Consider the following 20,073-nt stretch of genomic DNA (forward strand, 5'->3'; position numbering starts at 1 on the left):
TCCCGTAATTCTAAGTAGCGGAGGTGGACACACGTGAAGTTTCGGTTGAACCGCAAACAATCCCAACAGCCCAAGACACGGGAAATGACCCCCTGGGAGGCTTATCAGTCGCGGGCGGCTCAGCGGCAAAAGCAGGCGAAGACGCCCAAGTGGTTTCGGCGGGCCAAACGGATCGGTGATAAGCTTCCCCGGCTGCGCCATCAGCGGAACCAAAAACTGGCGCGTCGCTTGACGTTACTCCTGGGAATTTTCTTAGTGGTGATGGGACTCATGGTGTATCTGGTTTCCCCACTGAGTCACGTGCAGACAGTGCGAATCCAAGGCGCCCGGGCCTTATCGTCTCGGCAGATTCAACGAGCGGTGGGCATTACGCCTGGCGATTCCATCTTTAATGTGTGGGGACACGAGCGTGCTCTCCAACAACGGGCGCCTAAGCGTAACTCACGCATCAAGCGGGCCACGGTCCGCTTCCACCAGCCCAATCGGGTCACGGTGACGGTGACGGAGTACGTCACCGCCGGATACGTGATGCGACAAGGACAATATTATGAAGTCCTAGAGAATGGGGTGGTGAGCCAACAATCGGTTACCCAGCCGAAGAGTGGTACGCCGGTATACGGTAACTTTAAGTCGGCCAAGACGTTACACCGGATGATTTTACAGTATGCCAAATTGAGCGCGCCAATTAAACATAGCATTAGCGAAATTCAAGCATCACCAACCAAAACGGACCCCCAGCGGATACATTTGTTCATGAACGACGGCAATGAAGTGTATGCCAGTTTAACGACATTTGCCCGTAAAATGGCGTATTATCCGAGCATTGCTAGCAAGATGAAACAAAAGGGAGTTGTCAATTTGGAAGTGGGAGCTTATTCGTACGCTTTTAAGAAATAATTTCATTTTGATTTCAGCGTCGAAAAGCGCTGATAAAGGCTTTTTCAACCCCTAGTAAATGTGGTAAACTGAAGGATAATTAGGAGAAAAAGCGAATTCATACGTGTTAATAGATTGATTAGCTTAGGAGGTTCCTTTTTCTATGGATAATTCAGGGATGTACGTAGGTCTCGATATAGGAACCACCTCAATAAAAGTCATTGTTGCTGAAAATGTTAAAGGGCAAATGAACGTTATTGGCGTGGGGAATGAACGTTCGAATGGTGTCAGTCGCGGTGTGATCGTGGACATTGACAAAGCAGCTGAAGCAATTCAGCGCGCTATTCGGCAAGCCGAAGAAAAGGCTAGTATCGAAATTCACGATGTCATTGTGGGAATTCCCGCAAATATGTTAAAAATTGAAACTTGTAGCGGCATGATTGCCATTGATGATCAATCGCGGGAAATTACCGGCCGTGACGTGCGTAACGTTGCGGCAGCCGCGTTGATTCAGAGTCTCCCCCCAGAGCGCGAAGTCGTCGACATCCTCGCCGATGAGTTTGTCGTGGATGGGTTCGACGGGATTAAGGATCCCCGTGGAATGGTGGGCGTGCGCTTGGAATTGCACGGCACGCTCTTCACGGGACCCAAGACCATTATGCACAATACCCGCAAAGCGGTCAAACAAGCCGGGTTACATTTACGGGGAACTGTGATTAATCCAATGGCGCAAGGCATGATGGTGATGAACGACGGGGAACAAGACTTCGGGACGATTTTGATTGATTTGGGTGGCGGTCAGTCGACCGCGGCCGTGATTCACGACCATCAACTCAAATACATCGACGTCGACCAGGAGGGTGGTCAATTCATCACCAAGGATATTTCGGTGGTCTTGAACACCTCATTGGACAGTGCCGAAAAGTTAAAACGCGACTACGGGTATGCAGACTCGACACAAGCCAGTGACGAAGACGAATTTCCAGTCGACGTGGTTGGGCAAAGCCAACCCACGCCGGTGTCGGAAAAATACTTAGCGGAAATTATTGAAGCCCGGCTGGACCAGGTCTTCAAACGGTTACGCACCAACTTAGATAAGGTTCAGGCCTTAGAGCTCCCCGGGGGCATTGTCCTAACCGGTGGCGTGGCGGCGTTGCCTGGGATTACGGCGTTAGCGACCGACGAGTTTGGGACCAACGTTCGTGTCTACGTGCCGGATCAAATGGGGTTGCGACACCCGTCGTTTACCCTGGCCTTAGCCCTCGTCAATTACTTTGGCGGTCTCAGCGAGATCGATCTCCTGATTAAGAGCGCCTTAACGGGGTCCACCCAGTTAGCCGACGAAACCGACGAGCTTCGGCAACGTGAAGCCGAGGCTGCCCCTCGCAGTTCCGAGCCGGAAATGCGGCCGACGAGTCAAAGCGACGTTAAGAAACCTAAAGCCAAAAAGAACAATCGATCCGAACGGTTCAAGAAGTTCTTTAGCGACTTCTTCGACTAATTGTGAGATGGAGGAAAACACAATGGAATATTCATTAGATTCTGCTCAAAATCATGGCGCCAACATTAAAGTGATTGGCGTCGGCGGCGGGGGTAACAACGCCGTTAACCGGATGATTACGGAAGACGTTAAGGGCGTCGAATTCATCGTTGCCAACACCGATGTGCAGGCCTTGGAAGCTTCGAAGGCCGAAACTAAAATTCAACTTGGCCCGAAGTTAACTCGGGGACTCGGTGCCGGAGCTAATCCGGAAATCGGGGCGAAGGCCGCCGAAGAAAGTGAAGAAGCCATCACCGAAGCCTTGGAAGGGGCCGACATGGTCTTCGTCACCGCCGGAATGGGCGGTGGGACCGGGAACGGTGCCGCACCAATCGTAGCGAAGATTGCCAAGGAAAGTGGCGCTTTGACGGTGGGGGTTGTCACCCGGCCGTTTAGCTTTGAGGGTCCTCGGCGAGCACGGTTTGCCGCCGAAGGGGTTGCGGCCATGAAGGAAAACGTCGACACGTTGATCATCATTGCTAACAATCGCCTATTAGAAATTGTTGACAAGAAGACGCCAATGATGGAAGCCTTCCAGGAAGCCGATAACGTTTTACGTCAAGGCGTTCAAGGAATCTCCGATCTGATTACCAGCCCTGGGTACGTGAACTTGGACTTCGCCGACGTGAAAACGGTCATGAAGGATCAAGGGTCCGCCTTAATGGGGATTGGGTCCGCTAACGGCGAAAATCGGACGGAAGATGCCACTAAGAAAGCCATTTCTTCACCGTTATTGGAAGTTTCCATCGATGGGGCCGAACAAGTCCTCTTGAACATTACCGGGGGTCCCGACCTGTCATTGTTTGAAGCCCAAGCGGCCTCACAGATTGTGTCCGATGCGGCCACTAGTGACGTAAACATCATCTTCGGGACGTCGATTGACGAAGAACTTGGCGATGAAGTTCGGGTGACCGTGATTGCCACCGGGATCGACAAGAAGCGAGAAGAAAAGGAAGCCGGTCGTAGTCGGGTTGCGCGGCGAGCTAACGCGGGCAATGCCAACCAAGCGGCCAGTCAATCAACCCAGCCAACAACGCGTGCCAACGCTCAAGCTAATGAGCAACCTAAGAGCGATCCGTTTGGTAACTGGGATATTCGCGAACCAGCTCACCGGCCAGAACCCCAACCTAAGTCGGGGAACGACGAATTTGCTGGGGTTGACAAACCAGATTTTAACATTTTTAACCCAAGTTCCAATCAGAGTTCGGCAGCGGACGACGATCAGGGCGAGGATACGCCTCCGTTTTTCAAGCGGCGACGCAAGTAACTCGATCGGGACGCCGTTGTGAGAGGAGTGACCAACCATGGCGGATAAGTTTAGTCTAAGTAAGTTTTTCGGCATGAACGATGATTATGACGAAGACTATCAGGAACCTAGCCCGGTGACTTCGCAACAACAGCCACAGGTCAAATCGGCGGTTTCTCAGCGGCCCGTCGACACTCGGAAGGTGGTTGCCATGCGGTCAGCAAAACCAAATTCAAGCCACATCGCGATTTGTGAACCACGAATTTATTCGGATGCGAAGGGCATCGCTAAGCAAATTACCACGGGAGATGCGGTAATTGTGAACTTTGCGCGAGTTGATGAAGCCCAAGCGCAACGTATCGTGGATTTTCTTAACGGAACGGCCTTTGCGGTCGGCGGTGAAATCAAGCGGATTGGCGAACAAATTTTTCTGTGTACGCCACATAATTTCGAGGTGAGTGGCGACGTTGCGGCAAACCTCGGAACGCAATTTACGTCATAAGGAGCGGTGCTGTGATTACTACTGCAGTAAGTTTAGCGGTCATTAACTTGGTTGCCTTCATTTTTAAGATTTTGAACTGGCTAGTGGGCGCGTATGTCCTGTTAATCGTGATCTACGCGTTACTCAGCTGGTTACCAGGCGGGTATCAATCCCGTTTTGGTCAATTAATTGGCCGGTTAGTGGAACCATTTCTCAGTTATTTCAACTTTATTGCCGTGGGACCTTTAGGGTTTGGCCCGGTCGTGGCCATTATTGTGTTAACGGTGGTTCAGTATGGGCTACAAGCCCTAGAGGAGTTTATTTTGCGGCTGCTGTTCTAGCGCCACGAGAGGAGTGAACGGCCGTGGATGAGAATATCACGCAACATTTTCGGCCGGAAGAGGCCCCATTTATCGATGCGGTCGGCAACTGGCTACAACAGGTGCAAGACGAGTATCGACCGGTGTTGACCCACTTCCTGAATCCCCGGCAGGTCTACGTGGCCACTACCCTGGCACGCCGGGCGGATATTCCGGTGCGGTTCAGTGGGGGCTTTACCGCGGCAGAAATGCAACGGGCGCTCTTTTATCCGGATTATTACGCCCCCGAAGCCAAAGACTTCGAGCTGACGTTGTTACGGGTGGATTATCCGGTCAAGTTCGCCACGCTACATCATAGTCAGATCCTGGGAACACTTCTGGGATCCGGTATTGAACGAGAAATTATTGGAGACATTGTGACAGACGGTCAGACTTGGCAATTGGTTACCGAAGCCAATATGGCCGATTATTTAACGGGTCAGATTGAGCGGATTGGGCGGGTTAAGGCCCGCCTGGTCACGACAACCTGGGACACGTTAGTCCAGCGTGAAGACGAGTGGGAACCGGAAGCGGCGACCCTATCGTCCTTACGGTTGGATAGCATCGTCGGAACGGGTTTTCATTTATCCCGTCACCGGGCCAAGGAACTGATCGAAGCCGGTCGGGTCCGGGTTAACTGGGCGAATACGGAGAAACCCGACTACGAGTTAGCCGTGGCGGATCTAGTTTCCGTGCGGGGATTCGGGCGAATTCGCCTCGATGAGGTGGGTGGCCGAACCAAAAAAGAAAAAATTCGGGTAATCCTAGCGGTGCTGAAGAAATAGATGCGGAGGGAACGTACAAATGGTACTTAGTCCATTAGATATTCATAATAAAGAATTCGGAACGAAGATGCGGGGTTATAACGTCGATGAGGTCAATGATTTCTTAGATCAAGTGATCAAAGACTACCAAATCACGTTGAATCACAATAAGGAATTGGAAGAACAATTAGATGCGGCCAACGAAAAGCTCAAGTACTTTAACGACTTGAAGGATTCGCTGAACCAATCCATCTTGGTGGCCCAAGAGGCGGCCGACAAGGTGAAGGCTAACTCGCAAAAAGAATCCGAAATTATTATTCGTGAGGCCCAAAAGCAAAGTTCCGACATCGTTTCTGAAGCCACTAACAAGGGTAACCAGATTATGGACGAAGCTTCGAAGCGCGCCAAGAAACTGGCCGTTGAGACCGACGATTTGAAGAAGAGTACCCGGGTCTTCCGGCAACGACTTCAAGTTATGTTAGAAAGTCAACTCGAAGTGGTCAAGTCTAACGACTGGGACGATCTGCTGAAGGAAGGGTCCATGTCGAGCTACGAGGAAATCAAGAAGGTCGTGGGTGATCGACTTGACAACGCCACGGAACAAGGCGTAAACTCAAAAGCACCGCAGGAAGACGATGGCACCACGGCCGTGGCGGAAACGCCGGTAACGGATACGGGTGATGCAAGTCAAGAGACCGTCGTCATTTTCCCGGATAATGACCAAAATCATTACGATCAAAAAAGTAAGTAAAATTTAGTATGGAGAACCACAACGTAACGGTAAACGACGATAGCGACCTGGGGATGGTGGAAGCCTAGGAGGTCAGCATCCGTGGCGTGATCAGTCTCCGACGCTCTAGGACTGAAACCAGTAAGTTCTAGCGGGTACCCCCGTTACGGGTTTGAGGGAAGGTGGGCAACACCTTCTAAAATTGGGTGGTACCACGAACGACTTCGTCCCTTGCGACGGGGTCGTTTTTTGCGTGGTTGAGGATTAAAACTTTTCCGGCAGGTCGACCGGTGAGCTGAGGTTGCGCCCACAACTTGAGCTCACCGGTTGACTGACCGAGGAGATTAAACACAAGGAGGAATTACGGGTATGCGAGTGAAAGACACGCTGAACTTGGGTAAGACCAAGTTTAAAATGCGGGGCAACTTACCGGTCAAGGAAGTTGACCGGCAAAAGGCCTGGGCGGATAACAAACTGTATCAAGCCCGCCAGAAATTAAACGAAGGGAAACCGACCTTTATTCTACACGATGGGCCACCGTACGCGAACGGACCGATCCACATGGGCCACGCGATGAACAAGATTTCTAAGGACATCATCGTGCGTTACAAGTCCATGAACGGGTTCCGCGCGCCTTACGTTCCCGGCTGGGATACGCACGGCCTACCAATTGAACAACAATTGACCAAGGCCGGTTACGACCGTAAGAAGATGTCCACTTCCGCGTTCCGGGACCTATGTCGCGAATACGCCTTAAAGCAGGTCGACCAACAACGGGAAGGCTTCAAGCGCTTAGGCGTTTCGGCCGACTGGGACAATCCCTACCTGACGTTGAAGCCAGAATTCGAAGACGCAGAAGTACGGGTCTTCGGTAAGATGGCCGAACGGGGCTTGATTTACCGGGGCAAGAAGCCAGTTTACTGGTCTTGGTCCTCCGAATCGGCCATGGCCGAAGCCGAAGTGGAATACCACGACGTGACGTCACCATCCGCGTTCTTCGCTGAAGAAGTGGTTGACGGCAAGGGCGTCTTAGACACCAACACGTACTTCGTGGTTTGGACCACGACGCCGTGGACCGTGCCCGCTTCCGAAGGGGTCACCCTTGACGCCGGCATTGAATATGCCGTGGTCAAGCCCGCTAACGACGACCGGCAATTCGTCCTGGCCAGCACGTTGGTCGCCGAAAACGCCGAGCGCTTTGGTTGGGAAGACGTGCAAGTGGTCAAGACCGTGCTCGGAAAAGATTTGGAAAACATCACGGCCCAACACCCGTTCATCGCCGACCGTAAATTAGTGGTGATGTTAGGGGACTTCGTGACAACCGAATCCGGGACTGGTCTGGTTCACACGGCTCCTGGTTTAGGGGAAGACGACTTTAACGTCGGCGCACTCTACCACTTACCGGTTCTGGTTCCCGTGGACGATAAGGGTTACATGACCGAAGAAGCCGGTCCCGATTTTAAGGGTGTGTTCTACGAAGATGCCAACCAAATCGCTTTAGACAAGCTGAAGGAAAACAACGCCTTACTGAAGTACATGCCCTACGAACACAGTTATCCGTTTGACTGGCGGACCAAGAAGCCGGTCATCTTCCGGGCAACGCCGCAGTGGTTCGCTTCCGTGGACAAGGTCCGTGACGAGATTCTGGCCAGTTTAAAGGACGTTTCCTTTAAGCCGGACTGGGGCCAACGTCGCTTAGCTAACATGATTAAGGACCGGGGCGACTGGGTCATTTCCCGGCAACGGGTCTGGGGTGTGCCACTACCGATCTTCTACGCCGAAGACGGCACGGCCATCTTAGAAACGGCAACGATTAACCACGTGGCCGACTTGTTTGCCAAGTATGGCTCCAACGTCTGGTTCGACCGTGAGGCTAAGGACCTGTTACCAGACGGCTACACCAACGAGCATTCGCCCCACGGTGAATTCACCAAGGAAACCGACATCATGGACGTGTGGTTCGATTCTGGGACTTCCCACCAGGGAGTTCTGGCTGAACGTGACGACTTAGTCTACCCGGCTGACCTGTACCTGGAAGGGTCCGACCAATACCGGGGCTGGTTCAACTCTAGTCTAATCACCAGTGTGGCCGCCGAAGGTCAGGCACCGTATAAACAGGTCGTGTCCCAAGGGTTTACCCTGGATAAGGACGGCCACAAGATGTCTAAGTCCCTAGGTAACACGATTGCGCCGAGCGAAATCATCCAGAAGATGGGGGCCGATATCGTCCGTCTCTGGGTCACTTCCGTGGATACTTCCGCCGACGTGCGGGTATCAACCGAAGCCTTCGTCAAGATTTCCGACAGCTACAAGAAGCTGCGGAACACTATGCGCTACCTGCTGGCCAATACTAGCGATTTCGATCCGCAGACCGATACGGTTGCCGTCAACGACTTACAGGCCGTGGACCGGCACATGCTTTATCGGTTGAACGAGTTCGTTAAGGACGTCAAGGCCGACTACGACGACTACAACTTCTTGAATATCTACAAGGAATTGATGAACTTCGTAATCACCGAATTGTCCGCCTTCTACCTGGACTTTGCCAAGGATGTCTTGTACATCGAATCCGCTAACAGTCCGGTTCGGCGCTCAATGCAAACGGTCTTCTACCAGATTGCCGTGACGTTGACCAAGTTATTGACGCCAATTCTGCCCCACACCACCGAAGAAATCTGGTCCTTCTTGAAGGAACCAGAAGATTTCGTTCAGTTGGCGGAAATGCCCGCCGTCTTAGACTTACCGGACACTAACGAGGTTCAAGATCAAGGCGAAACGTCGGCTTGGGACCGCTTCATGACGGTTCGGAGCGACGTCTTGAAGGCTTTGGAAGAAGCTCGGAATGCCAAGTTGATCGGGAAGGCCGCCGAAGCTCACTTGGATCTTTACGTGAGTGCCGACGTGCAAACGCTATTTGACCAACTTGACGTGAACGTTCAACAAATCCTGTTGGTTTCTGGGTTAGACGTCAAAGCCTACGACCAAAAACCAGCTGACGCGTTAGATTTCGGTAACGTGGCCATTGTGGTCACCCCAGCCGAAGGCGACGAGTGTCAACGTTGCCGGTTGATCAAGACCGACGTGGGCAGCGATGCCGCTTACCCACACTTCTGTGCCCGGTGTGCCGCCATCGTCCGGAAGGATTTTCCGGAAACGGCCACGGACGGGTTTGACGAATAAGGACTAAGATTAACCAATCATTAAAGAGTTCTCCGGAAACGGGCGACTAGCGCGATAAGCGTGGGTCGTCCGTTTTGGCGTCGCGGCGCCTGGTTTGCGGGGACCTACGAAAACGGGTATAATCTGCTTGTATATCTAGACGGGAGGGAAACCAACGAATGTTAACCGGTACGGTAAAAAGTTATAGTGAACAACGAGGCTTTGGCTTCATTAAAACACCGGCGGACGGCGAGGTGTTTGTGTATTACACGGGCATTTTAGGCGACGGCTTTCGGAAACTGGAAGCGGGTCAGACCGTTCAGTTCGTGATTGTGCAAGGCCAACGGGGGCCGCAAGCGGCCAAAGTGACCCCGGTCGTGACCGCGGATCAGGAGGCGTAGCGCATGGACTTAGAAGAACACGTTGAATCTTCGGAAACGCTGTACGATGGGGTAATTGTCCGCTTGGAACGACAACAAGTCCGCTTGCCTAACGGTGAAGCGGCAACCCGGGAGATTGTGCGGCACGTCGGCGCGGTAGGTATCTTAGCCCTACCAGATCCCGACCACATGATTCTGGAACGGCAGTGGCGTGCGCCCATCGCTAAAGCAACCTTAGAAATTCCAGCCGGCAAGCTCGATAGTCGCGATGCCGACAACATCGAACATGCGGTTCGGCGGGAATTAAATGAAGAGATTCGTTACGAACCGGGAACATTGAAACGGATCACCGGGTTTTATTCAAGCGTTGGGTTTTCCGACGAATACATGACGTTATTCATGGCAACCGATTTGAAACCGGTGACCACGGAGCTCCCCCGCGACCAGGGGGAAAACTTGGAACTGTTGACGGTCACGAAAGCGGAGGCACAAGCCATGATTGACCGCGGCGAGATCGAAGACGCCAAGACCATTACGGCCATCTATTACTGGCTTTTACAAAAGTAGGTGACGGGATGCGAAACGATTGGCAATCCGATGATGATCAGCCCAAGACCCGAGCGGACTATCGCCGGGAACAGGAACAAGCGGAACGGGAAGCTAATGACCGGGAGCGGCAGGAGCGTAAATCCACACGTCATCAACCGGCCGACGACTTAGAACCCGATAATGGCTCAGATTCTCGGGGGCCGTTGGACGACCACACACCACAAACTAAGCAGCAACGGTTAGGCCGCCGCCTAAATTGGGCAATTTTTTGGCTGACGGTGCTGATTGTGGCCGTGTATTTAATCTTATTTTTTGTAGAATTTTAGAGGAGTGACTCACCATAATGACATTCGGCGTAATCTGTGCCATGGAAGAAGAAATCAAAGAACTTAAATCAGCCCTTAAGGACGAACAAACCACTGACATTCATGGGTTGGCGTTCTACCAGGGAACCATTCACGACCAAAGCGTTGTGTTGGTGCGTTCCGGAATTGGGAAAGTGGAAGCCGGCTTAACCACGGCACTGTTGATTACCCAGTTTAACGTGGACGTGGTGATTAACTCCGGGTCGGCGGGCGCTTTGGCAGCCGGCTTAAAGATTGGTGACGTGGTGATCTCGACCGAAACGGCCTATCACGATGCCGATGCGCGGGCCTTTGGCTACGAATACGGCCAACTGCCCCAACAACCGGCCCGGTTCGCGGCTTCAAAGGAATGGGGCGCCAAGATTGCAGCGGCAGCCAGCCAAACCGGCCTGACCACCAAGCAAGGTTTGATCGTGTCCGGCGACCAATTCTTAAACGGTCCGGCGGCCACTAAACCCATTTTGGAACACTTCCCCGATGCACTTTCCGGTGAGATGGAAGGGGCAGCGGTGGGGCAAGTGGCCCATCAATTTGACGTTCCTTACGTGGTCGTGCGGGCGATGTCCGACACGGCAGATAACAATTCTGGCGTTGATTTTGACGACTTCATCATCGACGCTGGTCGGCAGTCGGCGCAGATGTTACTGGCGCTCTTTGCCGCACAACAGTAACCATAGTTTCTAGGAGGTTTTGGGAGTGAAGGAGATTTACTTGGACAACGCGGCCACCACGCCCTTGTCATCCGCTGTCTTAGCGGAGATGACGGACAAGCTGGCCCACGTCTTCGGCAACGCGTCAACCCTGTACGGTTTAGGACGTGAAGCCCATACGATCATGGAAAATAGTCGGCAGGTGATTGCGGACAGCATTCACGCGGCCAGCGATGAAGAGATTGTCTTCACCAGTGGTGGTAGTGAAAGTGACAACACCGCCATTACCCAAACGGCCCACGCCCGTCAAGCGTTAGGCAAACACATCATCACCACGGCCATCGAACACAAGGCCATCTTAGAACCCCTGAAGGCCTTGGAACAAGAAGGGTTTGAGGTCACGTATCTGCCCGTCGATCAGCACGGCCGGATCAGTCTGGACGACTTCAAGGCGGCCCTGCGTGACGACACGATTTTGGTGTCCATCATGATGGGTAATAACGAGGTCGGTAGTCGAATGCCCATCCATGAGATTGGTGAAATCTTAAAGGACCACCAGGCGTGGTTCCACACCGATGCCGTGCAGGCGTATGGTTTGTTAGACATCGACGTGCAACGCGACCACATCGACCTGTTGTCAACGTCGGCGCATAAGATCAACGGGCCCAAGATGATGGGCTTCCTGTATCGGCGCGAGGGCATTAACTTCCCGAGTCTGATCAAGGGTGGTGATCAGGAAGAAAAGCGTCGGGCCGGAACCGAAAACGTGCCCGCCTTGGCCGGCTTTGCCACGGCCGTTCAGGCCTTAACGCCCGAAGTGAAGGCTCAACGGCAGACCAAGTACCACGACTTTAAGCAACACGTGGTCGACGGGTTAACCCAAAACGGCATCGACTTTGAGGTCAATGGGTCGCTGACCGGCGAAAACCTGAACCACGTGCTGAACATTTGGATCAAGGGTGTCTCGACCTACGTCATGCAGACCAACCTTGACTTGGCGGGCATTGCGGTGTCCGGCGGGTCTGCCTGCACGGCCGGGTCCATCGAACCGTCGCACGTATTGACGGCGATGTTTGGGGCCGACAGTCCGCGGATCAGTGAGTCGATTCGCTTGTCGTTCGGGGCTTACACCACCATGGCGGATCTGGACGCCTTTATTACCGCCGTGACCAAGATTGTGACGCGTTTAAAGCATACCAGTGAGGTGAAGTAGCGTGTTATTTGAAAAGCAGATGCAAATTGACGGGGACGCCGATGTTTATGAACTGGATCCCAACATTAAGTCGTACGCCTTAAAGGACGTGGGGTTCCAGGTATCTAACGCCGGGAACTATACCCTGGAACGGTCGGTCGATCCGACCTCGCCGTATAACAAGAACCAAATGTTGAAGATCACGATTGCCAAGGACTTGTCCGGCTTCAAGATGGCGACGACTAACGCCTCGGGCAACCGGCGCTTGAACATCTTCAAGGGACCACACGCCGAGGGCAACGTCGAGCAATATCACTTTATCATGCAAAATTTGATTGACCGGGAAATCTTGCGGAAGAAATAACCGGGAAAGCGTAAAGGGCCGCCAGCAATGGGGGCCTTTTTCTTTAGGCACCATTCAGGAGGGATGAAAAGTTTATGGCAAAAATTGCAGTGATTTCGGACGTGCACGGTAACGTCACGGCGCTTCAAGCGGTCCTCGCCGATGCCCGGGCGGCGGGATGCACGGCGTATTGGTTCCTCGGCGACCTGTTCTTCCCGGGACCGGGGGCCCACGACCTGTTGGCGCTGCTCGATGCGTTACCCATCACGGCTTACGTACGGGGGAACTGGGAAGATATTCTGTTCGCAACGGTCGACGGGGCCATCGACCGGAACGACCCGATTGACGTTTACGCCACCATTCTGGGGCACTACATCTGGACGCACCTGACGTCGGTTGATCATCAACGATTGCGCGCATTACCGATGGTTCAGCGGCGTACCGTTAACGGGTTGACCTACCAACTGACCCACAATCAGCTGACCAAAAACTTTGGTCACACGTTGATGCCGGCCCAGGACCAAGCGGCCTTTGACCAGTTGGCGGCCGGTACCGCCGACGTCTTCTTATACGGCCACACCCACCATCAGCTGGTGCGGCAGAGTAGCGCCGGCCAACTGATCATTAATCCGGGGACCGTGGGGATGCCCTTCACCCAGTGGGCGGCCTTTGCCAAGGACTTGCGGGCCCAGTACGCGATCCTGACCACTCACGACTTTGACGCGCCCGCGGTGGATTTACGCCGGGTGGCCTACGACGCCGAGGCCGAGCTGGCCTTAGCCCAAGCCGCACACTTGCCGTACCTCGACTTGTATACGGCTCAGCTCCACACCGGGGTGGTACGGACCCACGACCGGCCGGGGTTAGCGGCGGCGACCCAACGGCACGGGTACCAAGCCGAATTCGCCCGGTTATGTGCCCAATTTCCGGCTGGCGGTCCCGCCCAGGATTAGGCCGGCCACCGGTTTGCTGAAAAGAAACACCAGGCTTGCAAATTGGAAACGAAATCGTTACACTGATAAATACTGGACTTGTGCGACCTTCAACTCGTAGATTCTCCAGAATCTGATAGAAATGATGGTGATACCATGCAAGACAACAGCCAAACACGTGTGGTTGTCGGAATGAGCGGCGGTGTCGATTCTTCTGTCGTGGCGTTGCGGTTAAAGCAGCAGGGCTACGATGTCGTGGGCGTTTTCATGAAAAACTGGGACGACACGGATGAGAACGGCGTTTGCACCGCAACCGAAGACTATAAGGACGTGGCTAAGGTTGCCGCGAAGATCGGGATTCCTTATTACTCGGTCAACTTTGAAAAGGAGTACTGGGACCGCGTGTTCACGTACTTCTTGGACGAGTACAAGAAGGGCCGGACGCCGAACCCCGACGTGATCTGTAACAAGGAAATCAAGTTCAAAGCATTCTTGGACTACGCCTTAGAGTTAGGGGCCGACTACATCGCGACCGGACACTACGCGCAGTTAACGCGCGATGCCGAGGGGCACAACCATTTGCTGCGTGCCGTGGACCAGAACAAGGATCAGACCTACTTCTTGAGTCAGCTTTCCGCTGAGCAGTTGGACCGCGTGATGTTTCCAATCGGGGACCTTGTCAAGAAGACGCAGGTGCGTCAGATGGCCGAAGAGGCCGGCTTAGCGACGGCTAAGAAGCCCGATTCCATGGGCATCTGCTTCATCGGTGAGAAGGGGCACTTCAAGGACTTCTTGAACCACTACTTACCAGCTAAGCCCGGCAAGATGATGACCGTTGACGGTGAGGTCAAAGGTGAGCATGCTGGCCTGATGTACTACACGATCGGTCAGCGTCGTGGCTTAGGCATCGGTGGTGACGGAATCGATAACGAGCCATGGTTCGTTATCGGTAAGGATCTGAGCCAAAACATCCTGTACGTGGGCAAGGGTTACCACAACCCGCACCTGTACGCCACGCATCTGGCCGCTTCCGACATCCACTGGGTCAACACCATCGACCGGGGTCAGGACTTCCACTGTACGGCGAAGTTCCGTTACCGGCAGAAGGATACCGGCGTGACCGTTCATCTGAGCGATGATGGTCAGCAGGTCACCGTAGAATTCGACGATCCAGCCCGGGCGATTACCCCAGGGCAGGCCGTGGTCTTCTACGACGGCAACGAGTGCCTGGGTAGCGCCATTATCGACGCGGCTTACAACGAAGAGCGTCAGTTGCAATTAATCTAATCATTAAGCAGGGCCCGGAAGCAGGGCCCGGGACAGCACCCGGATTCTTAATAAGCAGAAAGAAAATTCTCGAAAATTGAGGTTTTTCTTTCTGTTTTTGTTTTTCTTTAGTTTCTCCGAATGAATGGGGGTGCACGCTTTGACGGGAAACGGGCTTTTTGGCCCAGTTACTTTGAAAACGTCGCGAAAACTGGCATAATATGTAGAGATTGCTTCACCAGAATTTTAAACGCAACGCGTAAGAGGACGTTGAAAGGACGCTTGTAATCATGAAACTATACTTTATTCGTCACGGAAAGACCCAGTGGAATCTGGAAGGGCGTTTCCAGGGGGCCGGGGGCGATTCCCCGCTGTTACCGGAAAGCTACCAGCAAATGGTCCAGGTGGGCCGCTACCTACGCGGCATTACCTTTACCCACGCCTATGCCAGTCCCATTAAACGGGCCCGGGTTACGGCCCAACACGTCATCCGCGAACTTCACCAGAAGGTGCCGTTGACCCTGATGAGTCGCCTAGAGGAATTTCATCTGGGGCGGATGGAGGGACAGACCTTTACGTCGATTCAGGAACGGTTTCCGGCGGAATTGGACGCCTTTCGCAACCATCCCGACCGCTATACCACGGCTGCGATTGGCGGGGAGACCTTCCAGCAGGTGATCGACCGGATGACCCCGGCGATTCAGACCATCGTGGCCAACAACCCCCGGCCACAAGACAACGTGTTGATCGTGGGGCACGGGGCGGCGTTAAACGCCGAGATCAACGCCTTACTGGCGACGCCCTTGGCCGACTTACGTAAGCGCGGTGGGATTCGTAACACCAGCGTCACGGTCCTCGAGACCAGTGACGGGCAACACTTTGACCTGTTGGACTGGAACAACACCAGCTTTCTGACGGCCGCCGCAACGCCAACCGATACGATTTAGACGAGGTGATCACATGACAGAACCCACTTCCGCCGGCCGAGCAGCGGATAAACAACGCTCAGAAAAATTAGTCCACCAATTAGTGCAACAGATTACCCAGGAACCCGGGAAGTTCGAGCCCTACTATGAGTTAGCGACCGTGCTGGTCGATCTGAATTCGTACGCCCAGGCCGAAGAACTCTTGATGAAGGCCCTGGGGCTCTTTGCCGCCCAGCCGGCCGCCGTGGAGCGATTGCATTACGGACTAGGTAACGTGTATTACGCGGCCCAAGACTACCCTAAGGCCATCGCCCAGTTTGACCAGTTGGGCGACCAACTCAAGGGGGCCGGCTACTTGATGATTGCTCAGAGCCACATGGCGAATGGCGACCATAAGCGGGCCTTGGCCTTTGCGTTGACCGCCCTGACCAGTCAGCCTAAAGACGTGGCGACCTTGCAAGTGGTGGCCGAAAACCTGTTGGCTTTGGGGAACATGGCCCAAGCGGCGCAGTATTACGACCAGGTCTTAGCCCTCGATGCGAAGAACGGGCGGGCCACGTTTGATCGAGGATTAGTGGCCATGGTGCAAGGTGAGCCTTACGCGCAGTATTTTAAGCGGGCTCAACACCTCGACCCGGCTTATTATGCACAGGGGCAAAAGAAATTGGCCGACATTGAAACTTTCATTCAAACGCAGCACAAGCAAAAGAAGGAGTAATCAGGCATGGCAACCGAATCTTTGGACTTACTCGCGACCGATAACGGCCACCAAGCCGATTACGTGGTGGGGACGGTGAGTGCGGTCTTCTTTGCCAGCCAGGATAGTTTTTATAAAGTCATGCTGGTTAAGATCAGTGAGACCAGTTTAGACTGGCACGAAGACGAGATTGTGGTCACCGGCAACTTTGCGGATATCAAGGACGACGTGGCCTACCGGTTCACCGGTAAGCGAGTGGAACACCCTAAGTACGGGGTCCAGTTCCAGGCAGACAACTATCAAAACGAAACGCCGACTTCCCGGAACGGGGTCATTGCTTATTTGAGTGGCGATGATTTTCCCGGTGTCGGCAAAAAGACCGCCGAACGGGTGGTGGACGCCCTGGGCAACGACGCTATTGAGGCCATCCTAAACGATCACACGGTGCTGGAGACGTTGGGGCTGTCGCCGAAGGTCACCCAGACGTTGATCGATAACCTCCAGGCCAATAACGGCATGGAGCAGATCATCATTGGGTTAAATGGCTACGGTTTTGGGAGTACCTTGGCCGCCGCCATTTATAACCACTACCAGGAAAAAACGCTCGACGTGATTCATGAGAATCCTTACCGGTTAGCCGAGGACATCGCCGGGGTGAGTTTCAAGCGGGCCGATCAGATTGCCACGCAGCTGGGGTACGCTCCGGACCGCCCCGAACGATTACGCGCCGGCATCTTGCAGACACTACGGGATTTGTCCGTGGCCAACGGGGACACCTATACCACGGCCAAGCCCTTGTTGACTAATGCGTTGGGCTTGTTGGAAAACAGCCGTAACGTGCGGTTGAACCCGCAGGACCTGGCGACCCAGTTACTGGAACTGGCCAAGCAGCAGAAGGTCGTGGGCGACGACCAGCGCATCTACTTAAAACCGTTGTACGACGACGAATGGCAAATTGCCGAACACCTCAACCGGCTCTTACAAGCCGACGACGATCCGGCGGCCAAGTTCAATGACGAGGCTATTCAAAAACAATTACGCATCGTCGAAAAACAAACGGACATCACCTACGACGACTCCCAGACCGCAGCGCTGACCGCGGCGATTCGGGCCAAGGTCCTATTACTGACCGGGGGACCGGGGACCGGAAAGACCACGATCATTCGCGGTTTGGTCCAGTTATATGCCCGGCTACACGAGCTTTCTTTAGACCTTAACGAGTACAAGGAACGGCCGTTTCCGATCCTGTTAGCGGCCCCGACTGGTCGAGCCGCTAAGCGGATGAGTGAGACCACCGGCCTGCCCGCCAGTACGATTCACCGCTTATTGGGATTGACTGGTCGCGAAGCCGACATCGAAGACGCCACCACCAAGGATTTAGAGGGCGGTTTACTGATCATCGACGAGGTGTCAATGGTTGACGTGTCACTGATGAAGGTTCTGTTACGGGCCGTGCCGGTGGGCATGCAGGTGATTTTTGTGGGGGATAAGGATCAGCTGCCTTCCGTGGGGCCGGGCCAGGTCTTTCACGACCTCTTAGCGAGCGATCAGCTGACCAAGATTCAACTAGATACCATTTACCGGCAGGGGGACGGGTCTTCGATCATTCCGTTGGCCCACGCCATTAAGAACGGGCAACTGCCCGCCAACTTCACGCAAAATCAACCGGACCGGTCGTTTATTGCCTGTCATGCCAATCAGGTAGCCGACGTGATCGACCAGATTGTGGGGAAGGCTCACCAGAAGGGCTTTAGCGCCGCCGATATTCAGGTGCTGGCCCCGATGTACCGGGGGACGGCTGGCATCGACCGGCTTAACGACATCTTGCAGGGAATTTTGAACCCCAAGAAGAGTGAACGCACCAAGGAAGTCGAGTTTCGTCACCAGCGTTTTCGGATCGGTGACAAGGTCTTACACCTAGTCAATAGTCCCGAAAATAACGTGTTTAACGGCGACATTGGGACCATCACCGGGATTGACCTGGCTAGTGATAAGCACAGCAAGGTTAAAAGCGATCAGCTGACGATTGCCTTTGAACAAACCGAGGTTACTTATGCCCGGAACGACTGGATTCGCTTGACCTTGGCCTACTGCATGTCAATTCACAAAGCTCAGGGTTCCGAATTTAAGCTGGTCATCTTGCCGATGGTCAGTCAGTACAGTCGAATGCTCCAGCGTAACCTGCTATATACGGCGGTGACCCGAGCGGCACAGATGTTGATTCTAGTGGGCGAACCCCAGGCCTTTACGGCGTGCGTGGAGAACTTGTCGGTCAACCGGCACACCACGTTGACCCAACGCATCCAGGCGGTCTTGGCCCCGGATGCCCCGCAAACGCCGACTGCTGGCGAAGCGCCGACATCGAACGCACCGACACCGTCTGCTACGGCGGCCAAGGCTTCAGTAGAGCAGTCGCCAGCCCCAGCCGCCCAACCAACGACGCCGCCGGATTACCGTTTAACGCCGGAATTGGCGGCGGCCGGACAGATCGATCCGATGATTGGTATGCAGGGGATTACGCCCCAACAATTTATGCCCCGGGCCTAAAACGTGTGGTTAAACGTTGCGTTTATGGTGGGAAATTGCGATAATGAAGACGAGTTAATTTAACCAGTGAACAAGCATAGGAGGCTGTTATGGTAGAACAGGTCGAAGCGGGCAAAATGAAGCTCTTTGCCTTAAGCTCTAACCGGCCCTTAGCCGAAAAAATCGCCCGGGTAGCCGGCGTAGAATTAGGCAAGGCAACCGTTAAACATTTTAGTGACGGTGAAATTCAAATCAGTATTGATGAAAGTATCCGGGGGGATGAACTCTTTATCATTCAGTCCGTCTCTGATCCCGTGAATACCAACCTCATGGAATTGTTAATCATGGTGGATGCCGCACGGCGGGCCAGTGCCGCCAAAATTAACGTGGTCATCCCGTACTACGGGTATTCTCGGGCCGACCGTAAAGCCCGTTCGCGCGAACCCATTACGGCTAAGCTGGTGGCCTCGCTGCTGCAAATGGACGGTGTTAATCGCGTGATTGCACTAGACTTACATGCGGCACAACTGCAAGGGTTCTTCGACATTCCCGTTGATCACCTGCAAAGCGACCGGTTACTGGCCAGCTACTTTGAAGATAATACCGATCTGAATGCGGAGAACACGGTCGTGGTGGCTCCCGATCATGCAGGAGTTAGCCGGGCGCGGCGCTTGGCCGAGCTCTTGGGTACGCCCATTGCCATTATCGACAACCGCAGTGAGACCGAGAATGCCACGCATCCGGAAGCCGTGATTGGGGATGTCCGTCATAAGCATGCCATCTTAGTTGATGACATCATTGATACGGCCGTGCGAATTTCTGTATCCGCCGTGGCGCTACGCAATGCTGGCGCGGCAAACGTTTACGCTTGTGCCACCCATGCGGTTCTGTCCGGGGATGCTGCCGTGCGGATTGATGAAGCACCGTTAGAAAAAGTCGTGGTGACGGATTCGATTCAGATTCCGGCAGATAAGCAAAGCGATAAATTCGTGGTGATGTCCGTTGACGAACTCTTCGGGCGGGCCATCAATTTAATTTATCATGAACAACCGGTGGACCAACTTTTTCGGTCTCCAATTATGAAGAAGTAAC

Annotated in this window: 20 protein-coding genes; all 20 read left to right on the forward strand. The window is 53.8% G+C overall.

The features are described 5' to 3' along the window. Nucleotides 1-33: 33 nt before the first annotated feature. The 20 genes from RI501_RS06045 to RI501_RS06140 all read left to right on the forward strand — a co-directional run bounded on the left by RI501_RS06045 (nt 34) and on the right by RI501_RS06140 (nt 20,072). The gene (locus tag RI501_RS06045; protein WP_313820821.1) at nt 34-897 is read left to right on the forward strand and encodes a cell division protein FtsQ/DivIB; all 864 of its coding nucleotides are present in this window, start codon (nt 34-36) and stop codon (nt 895-897) included. A 142-nt stretch (nt 898-1,039) separates the two neighbouring features. After that, complete coding sequence (gene ftsA / locus RI501_RS06050; RefSeq protein ID WP_313820823.1) at nt 1,040-2,377, forward strand: cell division protein FtsA; 1,338 nt, start codon at nt 1,040-1,042, stop codon at nt 2,375-2,377. Between the two features lie 22 nt (nt 2,378-2,399). Further along, nucleotides 2,400-3,683: a cell division protein FtsZ gene (gene ftsZ, locus RI501_RS06055; protein ID WP_313820825.1), complete on the forward strand. Its 1,284-nt coding sequence runs from the start codon at nt 2,400-2,402 to the stop codon at nt 3,681-3,683. A 37-nt stretch (nt 3,684-3,720) separates the two neighbouring features. Further along, nucleotides 3,721-4,164, forward strand: coding sequence for a cell division protein SepF (locus RI501_RS06060; protein WP_313820826.1), 444 nt, complete (start codon nt 3,721-3,723; stop codon nt 4,162-4,164). A gap of 11 nt (nt 4,165-4,175) precedes the next feature. Next, nucleotides 4,176-4,484 carry a YggT family protein gene (locus RI501_RS06065; RefSeq protein ID WP_313820828.1) on the forward strand — a complete coding sequence of 103 codons (309 nt, stop codon included), beginning with the start codon at nt 4,176-4,178 and terminating at the stop codon, nt 4,482-4,484. 23 nt (nt 4,485-4,507) lie between these two features. Then, a complete protein-coding gene (locus RI501_RS06070) occupies nt 4,508-5,287 on the forward strand; it encodes a YlmH family RNA-binding protein (protein ID WP_313820830.1) in 780 nt (259 codons plus the stop codon). Between the two features lie 19 nt (nt 5,288-5,306). Then, nucleotides 5,307-6,017, forward strand: a complete 711-nt coding sequence (locus RI501_RS06075) for a DivIVA domain-containing protein (RefSeq protein WP_313820832.1) — start codon at nt 5,307-5,309, stop codon at nt 6,015-6,017. 348 nt (nt 6,018-6,365) lie between these two features. After that, the gene (gene ileS / locus RI501_RS06080) at nt 6,366-9,176 is read left to right on the forward strand and encodes an isoleucine--tRNA ligase (RefSeq protein WP_313820833.1); all 2,811 of its coding nucleotides are present in this window, start codon (nt 6,366-6,368) and stop codon (nt 9,174-9,176) included. Nucleotides 9,177-9,334: 158 nt separating this feature from the next. Next, entirely contained in the window at nt 9,335-9,556 is a 222-nt protein-coding gene (locus RI501_RS06085; protein ID WP_313820835.1) for a cold-shock protein, read from the forward strand. 3 nt (nt 9,557-9,559) lie between these two features. Further along, nucleotides 9,560-10,102, forward strand: coding sequence for an NUDIX hydrolase (locus tag RI501_RS06090; RefSeq protein ID WP_313820837.1), 543 nt, complete (start codon nt 9,560-9,562; stop codon nt 10,100-10,102). Between the two features lie 8 nt (nt 10,103-10,110). Next, nucleotides 10,111-10,410 carry a hypothetical protein gene (locus RI501_RS06095; RefSeq protein WP_313820839.1) on the forward strand — a complete coding sequence of 100 codons (300 nt, stop codon included), beginning with the start codon at nt 10,111-10,113 and terminating at the stop codon, nt 10,408-10,410. Between the two features lie 17 nt (nt 10,411-10,427). Continuing rightward, nucleotides 10,428-11,120: a 5'-methylthioadenosine/adenosylhomocysteine nucleosidase gene (locus tag RI501_RS06100; RefSeq protein WP_313820841.1), complete on the forward strand. Its 693-nt coding sequence runs from the start codon at nt 10,428-10,430 to the stop codon at nt 11,118-11,120. A gap of 25 nt (nt 11,121-11,145) precedes the next feature. After that, nucleotides 11,146-12,312 (forward strand): cysteine desulfurase family protein, encoded by a 1,167-nt coding sequence (locus tag RI501_RS06105; RefSeq protein WP_313820843.1) that lies wholly within the window; start codon nt 11,146-11,148, stop codon nt 12,310-12,312. A gap of 1 nt (nt 12,313) precedes the next feature. Next, nucleotides 12,314-12,655, forward strand: coding sequence for a DUF1831 domain-containing protein (locus RI501_RS06110; RefSeq protein WP_313820845.1), 342 nt, complete (start codon nt 12,314-12,316; stop codon nt 12,653-12,655). Nucleotides 12,656-12,729: 74 nt separating this feature from the next. Further along, nucleotides 12,730-13,587 carry a metallophosphoesterase family protein gene (locus tag RI501_RS06115; protein ID WP_313820847.1) on the forward strand — a complete coding sequence of 286 codons (858 nt, stop codon included), beginning with the start codon at nt 12,730-12,732 and terminating at the stop codon, nt 13,585-13,587. A 135-nt stretch (nt 13,588-13,722) separates the two neighbouring features. Beyond that, complete coding sequence (gene mnmA / locus RI501_RS06120; protein ID WP_313820849.1) at nt 13,723-14,853, forward strand: tRNA 2-thiouridine(34) synthase MnmA; 1,131 nt, start codon at nt 13,723-13,725, stop codon at nt 14,851-14,853. Between the two features lie 266 nt (nt 14,854-15,119). Continuing rightward, nucleotides 15,120-15,779 (forward strand): histidine phosphatase family protein, encoded by a 660-nt coding sequence (locus RI501_RS06125; protein ID WP_313823163.1) that lies wholly within the window; start codon nt 15,120-15,122, stop codon nt 15,777-15,779. 13 nt (nt 15,780-15,792) lie between these two features. Continuing rightward, the gene (locus tag RI501_RS06130; protein WP_313820851.1) at nt 15,793-16,476 is read left to right on the forward strand and encodes a tetratricopeptide repeat protein; all 684 of its coding nucleotides are present in this window, start codon (nt 15,793-15,795) and stop codon (nt 16,474-16,476) included. 6 nt (nt 16,477-16,482) lie between these two features. Beyond that, nucleotides 16,483-19,002 (forward strand): SF1B family DNA helicase RecD2, encoded by a 2,520-nt coding sequence (gene recD2 / locus RI501_RS06135; protein ID WP_313820853.1) that lies wholly within the window; start codon nt 16,483-16,485, stop codon nt 19,000-19,002. A gap of 89 nt (nt 19,003-19,091) precedes the next feature. Beyond that, nucleotides 19,092-20,072 carry a ribose-phosphate diphosphokinase gene (locus RI501_RS06140; protein WP_313820855.1) on the forward strand — a complete coding sequence of 327 codons (981 nt, stop codon included), beginning with the start codon at nt 19,092-19,094 and terminating at the stop codon, nt 20,070-20,072. The last annotated feature ends 1 nt before the right edge of the window (nt 20,073 follow it).

The sequence above is a fragment of the Levilactobacillus zymae genome (assembly GCF_032190635.1).
GTDB classification, from domain to species: Bacteria; Bacillota; Bacilli; order Lactobacillales; family Lactobacillaceae; genus Levilactobacillus; species Levilactobacillus zymae_A.